This is a genomic window from Streptomyces sp. NPDC000878 (assembly GCF_053599695.1).
The window spans coordinates 119706-132402 of record NZ_JBSFMT010000012.1; the positions used below are offsets into that span (position 1 = coordinate 119706).

Genomic DNA, 12697 nt, shown 5'->3' on the forward strand with positions numbered 1-12697 from the left:
TGAGGAGTACGTAACTCCGCTTTATTCCGGATGACGCCGTTCGGTAATTCGCGCTGGCTGAAGTGGTCGTCAGAAGCAGCGGCGAGGTGACCAACCTCGGCGCCTCGCATGGAGGATTTCATGCCTGAGCTGTATTTCCATGTGCGCTGGCCCGACGGAGAGACCCAGCGCTGCTATTCGCCTTCCACGGTAATCGAGGACTACCTCACCCCCGGCGGCGTCTACGAACTCGGCGACTTCCTGGAGCGGAGCCGTACGGCGCTCGGAATCGCGAGCGACCGGGTGCGCGAGAAGTACGGATTCGCCTGCACCGGCGCCTCCGACCAGCTGGCGCAGCTCGAACGGACCGCAGCCGCGTACGCCTCTCTCGGCGGGGCCGAGGTCGCCGTCGAGGCACTGAGCAACGCCGACGGGAGCGCACGGTGAGCGCGCCACGGCTGGCCGGGGCCCACTTCCCGGTGGCGGTCGTCGGCGGCGGCCAGGCCGGTCTGTCGGTCAGCTACTGCCTGCGCGAGCGGGGCATCGAGCATGTGGTCGTCGAGCGGAACCGGGTCGGCCACGAGTGGCGCGAGCGCCGCTGGGACTCCTTCTGTCTGGTGACACCCAACTGGCAGTGCAGACTGCCCGGTTACCCCTACCAGGGGGACGACCCCGACGGCTTCATGGTCCGCGACGAGATCATCCGCTATCTGGAGGGGTACGTCGCCTTCTTCCAGCCCCCGCTGCGGGAGGGCGTCGACGTCACCGGACTGCGCCGGGGCGCCGGCGGGGTCTTCGAACTGTCCACCGGGGAAGGCGAGTTCACGGCCGACCAGGTGGTCGTGGCCGCCGGTCCGTACCACACGCCGTCCGTCCCGAGGATGGCCGAGCGGCTGCCCGCAGGCGTCGAGCAGATCCACTCCTCCCGCTACCGCAACGCGGACCAACTCCCCGAGGGCGCCGTCCTGGTGGTCGGCACCGGACAGTCCGGCTGCCAGATAGCCGAGGATCTCCATCTGGCCGGCCGCCAGGTCCATCTGGCCGTCGGCAGCGCACCCCGCGTCGCCCGCTTCTACCGGGGCCGGGACTGCGTGGCCTGGCTGGACGACATGGGCTACTACGGCAAGAGCATCGACGAGTTCGACGACGCGGGCGCCGTCCGGATGCGGGTCAACCACTACGTGACCGGGCGCGACGGCGGCCGTGACATCGACCTGCGTGCCTTCGCCCTCGACGGAATGCGGCTGCACGGTCGGCTGACGGGCATCGGCGGTACCGACGGTACCGACCGTACGCGCCTGGAGTTCGCCGACGATCTCAAGGTCAATCTCGACCGGGCGGACGCCGTGGCCGAGGGCATCAAGGACAGCATCGACGCCCACATCACCGCGCAGGGGATCACGGCCCCCGACGAACCCCGGTACGTTCCGGTGTGGGAGCCGTCCGAACAGGCGGTATCCCTGGACCTGGCGGCGGCCGGCATCACCTCCGTCGTCTGGTCCACCGGGTTCACCCGCGACCACCGCTGGGTCGAGATCCCCGCCTTCGACGGCCGGGGCTACCCCATGCACTGGCGGGGCGCCACCAGCACCCCCGGCCTGTACTTCCTGGGCCTGCCCTGGCAGCACTCGTGGGGCTCCGGACGCTTCGAAGCGGTGGGCAGGGACGCCGAGTTCCTCGCGAACCACATCGACGTCTCCCGCCGTATGGCCGACGTCTGCGGCACCCTCACCGGCGCCCCCAGCGAACTCGCCGCCGCGCTCCCGATCGGCTGAAGGAGGTATCCCGGCCATGGTCTTCGACGCACACCGCCACATCGGCGTCCTGCCCGCCTACCCCTTCTACGGCGGACCGCCCGTCAACCCCGACACCACCGCCCGCGCCACCGTCAAGCAACTCATCGCCGACCTGGACGCCGAGGGCACCGAACGCGCCCTGGTCATCCCCAACTACGGCGTGCCCGACCCCGATCTCGCCTTCTCCTTCAACGAGTTGGCGATCGAGGCCGCCCAGACCGACGACCGGATCCGGGCCGGCCTGTGGGTCTCCCCGCGCCCCGAGGACGAACACCGCACCGCACGGGCCCTCGCCCTGGCAGGCGAACGGGGCGTGAAGGCACTGAAGTTGAGCTTCCTGCTCGGCGGGCGCCCCACCGACCCGGCCTGCCGCCCGATGCTGGACCGGATCTTCCAGGAGGCCGAGCGCCACCACCTCGTCGTCCACGTCCACACCTCGCCCGGCGCCGCCTCCGACATCGACGAGGTCGGCCACCTCGTCGACTGGTACGCGGACCAGGTGCCCGTCCATCTGGTGCACTTCGGCGGCGGGATGAGCGGCCACATCAAGCTCGTCGGCTCCCGGTTCTTCGACTGGATCACCGCCGGCAAGCGCGTCTACACCGACCTCTCCTGGGCCATCGGCTTCACCCCGCGCTGGCTGGCCCAGGAGATCGAGCGCCGCGGCATCGGCCACGACCGGGTGCTCTTCGCCAGCGACCAGCCGTGGGGCGACTTCACGGGCGAGTACGCCCGGCTCGCCGAAGCGACCGGAGGCGGCGAACTCGGCGAACTCGTCTTCAGGGACACGTTCGCCGCGCTCTACGACTGACCACCGATCCCAACCACACCGCGCACAGGGAGACAGCCATGTCCGAATCCACTGTCACCGCCGAACTCAGCGAGATCGAGCAGAAGTCCCTCAACGAGATCCCCCACCCGTCCCTGCCCGAGGGCACCAGTATCTACGGCGACACCAAGGTCTTCCCCGACTACAAGGCCGAGGACGGCGAGACCTACTTCACCCTCGTCCACGGCATCGCCCACGAGTCCTCGGTCTCCTTCGTCGCCGTCCTCCAGGCCACCCGCGCCCTGCGCAAGGGCTTCGAGACCGCCATCTACTTCTACGGCCCGGGTTCGCTCAACTGCCTTGCCACCCGCGGCTTCCCGACCGTCGGCAACTCCGCCTTCCCCGGCGAGCACAACATCAACAACCAGCTCAAGACGTTCATCGCCGAGGGCGGCAAGGTCTTCTGCTGCCGCTTCGGACTGTCCCTGCACGGCGCCCGCGAGGAGGACCTCATCGAGGGCGTCATCCCCACCCACCCCCTGGACGTCCAGGACGCGCTGATCCACTACGCGCGCAAGGGCGCCATCATCAACTCCACCTACCAGCTGTAAGGGGGGACACCGTGAGCGTTGGCACCGGTACGACCAGTACGGCGGTGGACGTGCGGATCATGACCCGGGCCGAACTCGCCCTGCACGGCGTGGCGTTGGACGCGCCCGTGCGGCGGCCGGACGGCGCGGGGCCCAGCGACGACGGACACGTCCTTGTCGACGGTGCCAACGCCGCGCTGCCCACCAACCCCGACAGCCCCTACTCCGTACGCGACGGCAAGGTCTGGCTCGGCGACGAGACCGGACATCTCACGGACACAGGCCTGAGCCTGACCCCCGTACGCCGCCCCAAGTTCTACGACCTGACGACCGCCGACGGCATCCGCTACGAGCAGATCGCCCGTCTGCACGGCGCCGACGTCCTCGCCACCACCGTCGTCCAGACCTGCATCCGCTACGCCGAGTCCGACCGCTGCCGCTTCTGCACCATCGAGGAGTCCCTGCGCTCCGGTGCGACGGTCGCCGCCAAGACGCCCGCCCAGCTCGCCGAAGTCGCCGAGGCGGCCGTGCGGTTGGACGGTGTCAAGCAGATGGTGATGACCACCGGCACGACGGCCGGCCCGGACCGCGGCGCCCGGAATCTCGTACGCTCCGTCCGAGCCGTCCTCGAAGCCGTGCCCGGACTGCCGATCCAGGTGCAGTGCGAGCCGCCCGGAGACCTGGTGTGGATACGGGAGCTGTACGACGCCGGGGCCACCGCCATCGGCATCCACGTGGAGTCGCTCGACGACGAGGTGCGCGGGCGCTGGCTGCCCGGCAAGTCCACCGTCCCGATGGCCGAGTACGAGGCCGCGTGGGACGAGGCTGTACGGGTCTTCGGGCCCAACCGGGTCTCCACCTACCTTCTCGTCGGCCTCGGCGAGGACCCCGACGAACTCGTCTCGGGAGCGGGCGAGTTGATCGACCGGGGCGTGTACCCCTTCGTCGTCCCCTACCGCCCGATGGGCGGCACACTCGCCGCCCGCGACGGGATCGCCGCCCCGAGCGCCGAGTTGCTGCGGTACGTCACCGAGGGCGTCGCGGCGAAACTGCGCGCCGCCGGGATGAGCGGCGCCGACCAGCGGGCGGGCTGTGCGGCCTGCGGGGCGTGCAGCGTCCTGCGGACCGCGGGCGGGTGAGCGCCGTGTACCTCGACGGTTCCGTCGTCGTGCCGGCCGGGGACGGGCCGCAGGACATCCTCGCCCTGCTGGGCGACCGCAGCACACTCGCCCGGATGCTGCCCGCCTTCCGCGTCGAGGAGGCGGACGGTACGGCGGATCTGGCCGCCTACAGACGGCTCCGCCGCGACGCCTTCGTCCACGAGCAGGGACTCTTCGCCCACCACGACCTGGACGACCGTGACAGCGACCCCCGGACCGTCGTCCTGGTCGCGCGGGACCCGGAGGGCACGGTGGTCGGCGGGGTGCGTCTCGGCCCGGTCGCCGACGGCCCCGACATCGGCTGGTGGGCCGGCGGCCGGCTCGTCGTCGCCCGCCGCGCCCGAGGCCCGCACGGCATCGGCGCGGCACTCGTCCGGGCGGCCTGCGCACGGGCGGAGACCGAGGGCGCACTGCGCTTCGACGCGACCGTCCAGCCCCGCAACGAGGTCCTCTTCAGACGACTCGGCTGGCGCCGGGTGCGAACGACGAGGGTCGCGGACACACCGCACGTACTGATGCGCTGGCCGATCGACCGAATAGCGAACCTCGTGACGACCACCAAGTCACCCCTCGGACAACTCCTAGCGGTTCTGCCAGAGTCGGCGGACCGCATTTTCGGCCAGGACCCGGTCGGCCGGTCGCCGAGTTCGGACACGCGCCCCGAAAGGGGCGCGGGGAACTGCGCGACAAGCCCCCACCGAACCGCAGTGAACGAACCACCGGGTGGACCCGGCGACGCACACGCCTCAGGCATCCCATCCGCCCTCGGCGGCCCGGGATTCGTCGGCGACGACGGGGCGCCGGTCCCCGGCACGGACCTCATCGCCGCCTGCGACGCCATCGTGCCCTCCATGGTCGAGCGCGACCCAGAGTGGGCGGGCTGGTGCTCCGTCCTCGTCAACCTCAACGACCTTGCCGCGATGGGCGCTTCACCGGTCGGACTCCTCGACGCCGTGGCCGCGAAGGACGCGTCCCACGCCCGCCGCATCCTCGCCGGACTCGCCCGCGCCGCGCAGGCGTACGGCGTCCCGGTGCTCGGCGGACACACCCAACTCGGCGTGCCGGCCGCCCTGTCGGTGACGGCACTCGGCCGCACCGCCCACCCCGTCCCGGGCGGCGGCGGACGCCCAGGACACTCCGTACGGCTCACCGCCGACCTCGGCGGCACCTGGCGTACGGGCTACCGGGGCCGCCAGTGGGACTCGTCCAGTCACCGTCGTACGGACGAACTGCGCGCCATGACCGGCGCGGTGGCCGCCGCACGACCCGCCGCCGCCAAGGACGTGTCGATGGCCGGGATCGCCGGGACGCTCGGCATGCTCGCCGAGGCGAGCGGCTGTGGGGCCGTCCTCGACGTGGCGGCCGTGCCCTGGCCGGGGACCGCGACGGCGGGCGACTGGCTGACCTGCTTCCCCGGCTTCGCGATGCTCACCACCGACGAGCCCGGCGCCCCACCGCTCCCTGCCGGGCCCGCGACGGGCGCCGTGTGCGGGGAGCTGACGGACGGACAAGGCGTCGGGTTGCGCTGGCCCGACGGAGAGATCACCGAAGCGGTCACCTCCACGGTGACCGGGATGGGGACCGCATGACCACCCTGCGTATGGCGGCCGTGGCCGCCGAGTTCGGCCGCGACCTCGAAGAGGACTTCGCGACCGCCGAGCGGCTGATCAAGGAGGCCCGGGAGGAGGGCGTACGGCTGCTCGCGCTCCCCGAGGCCTGCCTCGGCGGCTATCTGCTCAGCCTCGACGACGACAGTGCCCTGGACGAGGGCCCGCCCGCGCTCGCCCTCGACGGCCCCGAGATCGCCCGACTCGCCTCGCTGGCCGGGCAGATGACCGTCGTCGCGGGCTACTGCGAAGCCGCGGGCGACACCCGCTACAACAGCGTGGTCTGCGTCAACGGCGACGGCGTCCTCGGCAACCACCGCAAGGTCCACCAGCCGCTCAGCGAGGACGCCAGCTACGCCTCCGGGGACCGGTTCCACGCCTTCGACACACCGGTCGGCCGGATCGGCATGATGATCTGCTACGACAAGGCCTTCCCGGAGTCGGCCCGCGCACTGGCCCTCGACGGCGCCGAGATCGGCGTGGTCGTCTCGGCCTGGCCGGGCGCACGGACCAACGCCGTCACCGATCTCGTCAACGACCGCTGGAAGCGCCGCTTCGACCTGTTCGACCGGGCCCGCGCCCTGGAGAACCAGATCGTGTGGATCTCCGCCAACCAGGCGGGTACCTTCGGGTCGCTACGCTTCGTCGGCAGCGCCAAGGTCGTCGACCCCGGCGGCGAGATCCTCGCCGAGACCGGAGTCGAAGCCGGCCTGGCGGTCGCCGAACTCGACGTCGCCCAGGCCCTGGAGACCGCCCGCCGCTCCATGGGGCACCTGCGGGACCGGCGCCCGGAAACCTATACGTACGCAGGAGCAGTCACCGCATGAGCAGCATCCGGATCGCGGCCGCCGCCGCCCACTTCGGCCGCGACCTGGAGTTCGACCTCGCCCGTATCGCGAAACTCATCGACGACGCGCGGGGATCCGGCGCCGGACTGCTCGTCCTGCCCGACGCCGCGCTCGGCGGCTACCTCGCCGACCTGCGCCACCCCGACCCCGAGGCACTGCCCCCGGCCCTCAAGCCCGACGACCCCGCGATCCTCCAAGTAGCCCGCCTGGCCGCCGAGATGGTGGTCTGCGTCGGCTACTGCGAGGACGGCGGCACCGAGCGCTACAACGCCGCTGTGTGCGTCAGCGGCGACGGGGTCCTCGGTCGCCACCGCAAGGTCCACCTCCCGGCGGGGGAGGTCGCCGCCTACGCGCCCGGCGACCGTTTCGACGCCTTCGACACCCCGGTCGGGCGGATCGGGATGCTCATCGACTACGACAAGACGTTCCCCGAGTCGGCCCGCTCGCTGGCGTTGGACGGCGCCGAGATCCTCGCCTGCCTCTCCGCGTGGCCCACCAGCATCACCAACCGCGCCCCGCGCATGGCCCAGGACCGCCAGGCCAAGCTCTTCGACCTGTACGACCAGTCCCGCGCCGCCGAGAACCAGGTCGTCCTCGCCTCCTCCAACCAGACCGGCGCCATGGGAGGGATGCGTTTCCTCGGCCAGTCCAAGGTCGTCGGGCCGGGCGGCGACATCCTCGCCCGCACCTGGGCCAAGGCGGGCCTGGCGGTCGCCGAGGTGGACGTCGCCGCCGAGATCGACCGCGCCCGCCGCGTCCTGCGCCACCTCGACGAACGCAGGCCCGCCGCCTACCGGGAGACCCCTTCATGACGACGATGAGGATCGCCCTGCTCAGCTACTCGACCAGACCGCGCGGCGGCGTCGTGCACACCCTCGCCCTCGCCGAGGCGCTGGCCGCCGCCGGACAGGACGTCACGGTGTGGTCACTGGGCCGGGGCGGCGACGCCGCCTTCTTCCGGCCCGTGGACCCGGCCGTACGCGTACGGATCGTGCCCTTCCCCGACGGACCCGAGGACGAGACGGTCGGGGAACGCGTCCTGCGCTCGATCGCGACCCTGCGCGCGGCCTTCGACCCGTCCCCGTACGACATCGTCCACGCCCAGGACTGCATCAGCGCCAACGCGGCGGGCCGCTGTGTCCGTACGGTCCACCACATCGACCACTTCACCACCCCCGAACTGGCCGCCTGCCACGAACGGGCGATCGTCGAACCGTACGCGCACGTGTGCGTCTCCCGGTCGGTCGCCGACGAACTCGCCCGGGGCTGGGGGCTCAAGGCCGAGGTCATCCCCAACGGGGTGGCGTACGAACGGTTCGCGACCACGGACCCGGCGGCGCGGGCGGCCTGGCGCGCGCGTCTGGGCCGGTACGTCCTGACCGTCGGAGGCATCGAACCCCGCAAGGGCTCCCTCGACCTCCTGGAGGCGTACGCCCTGCTGCGCACCGCACACCCCGACGTGCGGCTGGTCGTCGCGGGCGGGGAGACCCTGTTCGACTACCGCGACTACCGGGCCCGCTGGGAGACCCGGGCGGCGGAACTCGGCGTCCAGCCCGTCGTCCTCGGCCCGGTCCCCGACGACGGACTCCCGGCCCTGGTCGCAGCCGCCGGGGCCTTCGCCTTCCCGTCCCTGAAGGAGGGCTTCGGCCTAGCCGCGATGGAGGCGCTGGCCGCCGGAGTCCCGCTGGTCGTCCGCGACCTCCCCGTCCTGCGAGAGGTCTTCGGCCCCGCCGCCCGCTTCGGCACCACCCCGCAGGACCTGGCCGACGAACTCGCCCGAGCCCTCACCCGCCCCGACCCGGCCGGGCGGGCCGCCGGCCGCCGACTGGCCGTCCACCACACCTGGGCCACCGCCGCCCGGCTCCACCTGGACTTCTACCGCTCCCTGAGCTGATCGGCCGGCGCGCTGACCCCGCGACGCCGAGCACTCTCTCCACTGCTCGTGCCGGGGCCCGCGTGTCAGAATGGGGCGCCCCGCTCGTCGTCCGTTCCCCATTCCCCATCGAGGTTCTTCCGTGTCCCAGCCCGCCGGTCGTGTGCCGCAGCGACGCAACGCACGGTCCAACCGGGCGCGCATCCTGGCCACCGCGCGCCAGGAACTCGGCCGGAACCCCGACATCACCCTGGAGGAGCTGGCCCGCGCCTCCGGTGTCGTCAGGCGCACGCTCTTCGGGCACTTTCCCGGACGGGCGGCACTCCTGGAGGCGCTGGCCGAGGAGGCCGCCGAGGCCCTCCGGGACGCCGTGGCGGTCGGAACGCGGGAGGCGGAGCCGGCCGAGCGGGCGCTCGCGAGCTTCTCACTGTCGATGTGGCCGGTGGGCGACCGCTACCGGATGCTTCTGGCGCTCGCCCAGCGGGACCTGGGCAGGGCACGGGTCGCCGAACTGCTCGAACCCGCCCGTGTCACGGTCACGGCCATCGTGGAGCGGGGCCAGCGGGACGGCGTCTTCCACCCCCATCTGCCGCCGGGGGTGATGAGCGCCGGTCTGGAGGCGATGACGATCGCCCTGCTGGAAGAGGTCAACACCGGGGCGCTGGAGGACGACGGGACCCGGGTGGCCGTCGCCATGCTCATCGCGGCCGGGGTGCCGGAGAAGCGGGCGAGTGCCGTGGTCGACGAAGCGGCGTCCGAGGTGGCGTCTGCGTCCGAGGCCGAGGCTGCCGCCGAGGACTGAGCCTAGGGCGCGGCGAACCCCCGTACTGGGGGCCGCCGTTGAGCGTGGACCGTGCTCTGGAGAGGGCGTCGGCGGCGCGCGGGACAGCGACCGGTCGAAGGGCCGCGTCTGCGGGTGGGGTCCGGAAGCCGCCGACCGGAGCCGATCCGAGCGGGGCGACCCGACCGACGTGATGTCGCGTCGCGTGCCCGGTGACGGGCAGCGAGGCCCACCGACGCGGGACAACACCGAACCTCAACCGACCGTCGGCCCCCCCATCGCATCGGGCCTCAGGTGCGGGCGAACAGAAAAGGGGACGGACGGTGCCGGGCGTCCCCTCCCGGCACCGTCAGGGGCCGTGCGCCGCTCAGGCACGGCCCGTTCTGGGGCGGAGGAGGCCGGAAGCAGTCCCAGGCCTCCTCTGTCGCGCGGCCCGTGTGCGACTCAGACGGCGTCCACGGTCGCGCTCGCCTCCGGTGCCTCGACGGGTTCCTGCGGACGCTGCTTCGCCGGGCGCCCCCGGCCGGGCAGTACGGCGATCACGATCAGCGTTCCGACGGCCATGATGACGGCGCCGATGAGGCTGGTGTGCGCGATGGCATGGGCGAAGGACTCATGGACCGCGTCGATGAGGGTCTGCGCCTGCTGGGGGCCGCCGTCGGGGTTCTTGGCGACCTGCTCGGCGACCGCGACACCGCCGCCCACCGAGTCCTTGGCCGTGTCCATCGTCTCTGCCGGGAGGCGACCGCCGACCAGGCCGGTCAGCTTGTCCTTGTACGACGTGGCGAGGAGCGAGCCGAGGATGGCGATGCCCAGTGACGCACCGAGTTCCAGTGCGGTGTCGTTGGCACCGCCGCCGACGCCCAGCTCCGACTCGGGGAACGAACCCATGATGGTGTCGGTGGCCGGGGCCACGCTCAGGCCGATCGCGAAGCCGAGCATCAGCAGCGGCGCCACGAAGTCGGTGTACGTCGAGCCGGACTCGATCCGCGTGAGCAGGAGCACGCCCGCCGTACCGATCACCATGCCGGTGCCCACCACCAGCTTCACGCCCAGCTTCGGAGCCAGCCGACCGGTCACCGCGGCGCCGGCGAAGACGGCACCGGCCAGCGGCAGCAGCCGTACGCCGGTCTCCAGCGCGTTGTAGCCGAGGACGAACTGCAGGAACTGGGTGGAGTAGTAGATCGCGCCGAAGGTGCCGAAGAAGAAGAACAGCACTGCGAGCATCGAGCCGCTGAAGGGACGCTCCGCGAACCTGCGCACATCCAGCATGGGGTGCGGATGACGCAGCTCCCAGGCGACGAAGGACAGCAGACCGACACCGGCGACCACGGCAGCGGTGACCGGGCCGGCGCCCCAGCCGAAGTGCGGGCCCTCGATGGTCGCGTACACCAGGGAACCGACGGAGACGATCGAGAGCAGTCCGCCGACGTAGTCGATGCGGCCCATCTGCGCGGCCTTCGACGGCGGCACCAGGAGCAGGGCGCCGACGACACCGAGGACGGCGAGGGGGACGTTCATCAGGAAGGTGGAACCCCAGGCGTGGTCCTCCAGCAGCCAGCCGGCGGCCAGCGGCCCGGCGGCGATGGCGAGGCCGGAGGTGGCGCTCCAGGCCGTGATGGCCTTGGCCCGCTCCGACCTCGGGAAGATCGCGACCAGCAGGGACAGCGTGGCCGGCATGACGACCGCCGCACCGACACCCATGACCGCGCGGGAGACGATCACCAGCCCGGTCCCGTCGACCAGACCACCCATCACCGAGCCGACCGCGAAGATCAGCAGCCCCAGGACCAGGGCGCCGCGGCGGCTGTACTTGTCGCCGATCGACCCCAGGACGAGCATCAGCGCGGCGTACGGGACGGTGTAGCCGTCGATGACCCACTGCAGGTCGCTGCTGGACAGACCCAGGTCCCGGGTCATGTCCGGCGCCGCCACGATCAGCGACGTGTTCGCCATGACGACGATCAGCAGGCTCAGACAGAGCACCAGCAGGGCCCACCAGCGCCGGGCATAGGGCTCCGTCATCCTCTCGGCGGGTGTGCTCACAAAGAGCGGCATCGAAAACTCCTCGGCGGGGGGGCGAAGCGGAGGCTTCGGGGGTGCGGGGATCGAGGGCGAGCAGTTAATTGCCCATTGACGTGCAGGTTAGTTTATTGCTCACCAGTGTGCAACTATCGGGTTGTCCTCGCACCCCTGGTCGTCATGGGGGCGCGGCCCGGCCCCCGGACGCGCATCCCGAAGAACTCCCGAACACTGGAGCCCCGCCCCCTCGGTGCGCTCGGGCGCGTCCGTGACGTCCACCAGCACTTCCGTGCCCCGCAGCGCCTCGTCGAGACCGTCCACGGTGAGCACATCGACACCGTGGCGGCGGGAGACGGGCACGACCTCCACGCCGTGGTCCCGCAGCCGCACCACTCGGGACCGGCCTTCGGGTACGTGATCGAGGGCGCCGTGCGCTTCGAGCTGGAGGGGGAGCCGGAGCGGGTGGTCAAGGCCGGGGAGACCTTCTGGGAGCCGGGCGGCGACGTCATCCACTACCAGGACGGCAACGCCCTGACGGACCAGCCCTGCCGGTTCGTCGTGGCCATGCTGTGCGCGCCGGGCCAGCCGATGCTCACGTTCGTCGACGAGGAGGAACTGGTCCAGCGGGCTCACCTGCGTGCCCCGCGTCCTGTGGCCTGACCCGTGCATGACTGAGTCCGTCTCCACGCCGTGGGTCGGGGCGGCGTGGAGACGGACCGTGTGCGCCTGGCCGGGGAGGTGTCGGCTAGCCGAACTGGCCAGGCTGGTAGTCCCCGGCGGGCTGTTGGTTGATGACGTTGATGCGGTTGTAGGCGTTGATGACGGCGATGAGGGAGATCAGGGCGACGAGCTGGTCCTCGTCGAAGTGCTTGGTGGCGTTCGCCCAGGCCTCGTCGGTGACACCCCCGGCCGCGTCGGCGATACGGGTGCCCTGCTCCGCCAGTTCCAGCGCGGCGCGCTCGGCTTCGGTGAAGACCTTGGCCTCACGCCAGGCCGCGACCAGGTGGAGGCGCTGCGGGGCCTCTCCGGCCGCGATGGCGTCCTTGGTGTGCATGTCCGTGCAGAAGCCGCAGCCGTTGATCTGGCTCGCGCGGATCTTCACCAGCTCCTGGACCGCGCCCGGCAGTGTCGAGTCCGACACCACCTTGGCGGCCGAGTTGATGTGTTTGAGCACCTTCCCCGCGAGCGGGTGGCTGAAGTAGTTGAGACGCGATTCCACGTTGATCTCCCTCACTGAGTTGCGGATACACACTTATGACCGGGTGACCCGGC

Annotated in this window: 13 protein-coding genes; 11 read left to right on the plus strand and 2 right to left on the minus strand. The window is 71.6% G+C overall.

Annotated features, from left to right (window positions below; genetic code table 11):
* The first annotated feature begins 120 nt into the window (after positions 1–120).
* From ACWDR4_RS14010 to ACWDR4_RS14055, 10 genes are all read left to right on the plus strand, one after another.
* A complete protein-coding gene (locus ACWDR4_RS14010; protein ID WP_450408016.1) occupies positions 121–426 on the plus strand; it encodes an MSMEG_0570 family nitrogen starvation response protein in 306 nt (101 codons plus the stop codon).
* Positions 423–1754 (plus strand): MSMEG_0569 family flavin-dependent oxidoreductase, encoded by a 1332-nt coding sequence (locus ACWDR4_RS14015; protein WP_450408019.1) that lies wholly within the window; start codon positions 423–425, stop codon positions 1752–1754. Before ACWDR4_RS14010 ends, ACWDR4_RS14015 begins: the two co-directional genes overlap by 4 nt.
* A gap of 16 nt (positions 1755–1770) precedes the next feature.
* Positions 1771–2586 (plus strand): amidohydrolase family protein, encoded by an 816-nt coding sequence (locus ACWDR4_RS14020; protein ID WP_450408021.1) that lies wholly within the window; start codon positions 1771–1773, stop codon positions 2584–2586.
* Positions 2587–2624: 38 nt separating this feature from the next.
* Positions 2625–3155 (plus strand): MSMEG_0572/Sll0783 family nitrogen starvation response protein, encoded by a 531-nt coding sequence (locus ACWDR4_RS14025; protein WP_352343013.1) that lies wholly within the window; start codon positions 2625–2627, stop codon positions 3153–3155.
* A gap of 11 nt (positions 3156–3166) precedes the next feature.
* Positions 3167–4273, plus strand: a complete 1107-nt coding sequence (locus ACWDR4_RS14030; RefSeq protein ID WP_450408024.1) for an MSMEG_0568 family radical SAM protein — start codon at positions 3167–3169, stop codon at positions 4271–4273.
* 5 nt (positions 4274–4278) lie between these two features.
* Positions 4279–5883, plus strand: a complete 1605-nt coding sequence (locus ACWDR4_RS14035) for an MSMEG_0567/sll0787 family protein (RefSeq protein ID WP_450408189.1) — start codon at positions 4279–4281, stop codon at positions 5881–5883.
* Positions 5880–6728, plus strand: a complete 849-nt coding sequence (locus tag ACWDR4_RS14040; protein WP_450408027.1) for a carbon-nitrogen hydrolase family protein — start codon at positions 5880–5882, stop codon at positions 6726–6728. Before ACWDR4_RS14035 ends, ACWDR4_RS14040 begins: the two co-directional genes overlap by 4 nt.
* Complete coding sequence (locus ACWDR4_RS14045; RefSeq protein ID WP_389349870.1) at positions 6725–7561, plus strand: carbon-nitrogen hydrolase family protein; 837 nt, start codon at positions 6725–6727, stop codon at positions 7559–7561. Before ACWDR4_RS14040 ends, ACWDR4_RS14045 begins: the two co-directional genes overlap by 4 nt.
* Complete coding sequence (locus ACWDR4_RS14050) at positions 7558–8643, plus strand: MSMEG_0565 family glycosyltransferase (RefSeq protein WP_450408030.1); 1086 nt, start codon at positions 7558–7560, stop codon at positions 8641–8643. Before ACWDR4_RS14045 ends, ACWDR4_RS14050 begins: the two co-directional genes overlap by 4 nt.
* A gap of 121 nt (positions 8644–8764) precedes the next feature.
* Entirely contained in the window at positions 8765–9424 is a 660-nt protein-coding gene (locus tag ACWDR4_RS14055) for a TetR family transcriptional regulator (RefSeq protein ID WP_450408033.1), read from the plus strand.
* A gap of 423 nt (positions 9425–9847) precedes the next feature.
* Here the strand turns inward: ACWDR4_RS14055 and ACWDR4_RS14060 are convergent, their stop codons facing one another.
* Positions 9848–11461, minus strand: coding sequence for an MFS transporter (locus ACWDR4_RS14060; protein WP_450408036.1), 1614 nt, complete (start codon positions 11459–11461; stop codon positions 9848–9850).
* A 105-nt stretch (positions 11462–11566) separates the two neighbouring features.
* Between ACWDR4_RS14060 and ACWDR4_RS14065 the strand changes: the two genes are divergently transcribed.
* Positions 11567–12085: a cupin domain-containing protein gene (locus tag ACWDR4_RS14065; RefSeq protein WP_450408039.1), complete on the plus strand. Its 519-nt coding sequence runs from the start codon at positions 11567–11569 to the stop codon at positions 12083–12085.
* A gap of 85 nt (positions 12086–12170) precedes the next feature.
* Here ACWDR4_RS14065 and ACWDR4_RS14070 read toward each other — a convergent pair whose 3' ends face one another.
* Positions 12171–12644, minus strand: a complete 474-nt coding sequence (locus ACWDR4_RS14070; protein ID WP_450408042.1) for a carboxymuconolactone decarboxylase family protein — start codon at positions 12642–12644, stop codon at positions 12171–12173.
* Positions 12645–12697: the final 53 nt, after the last annotated feature.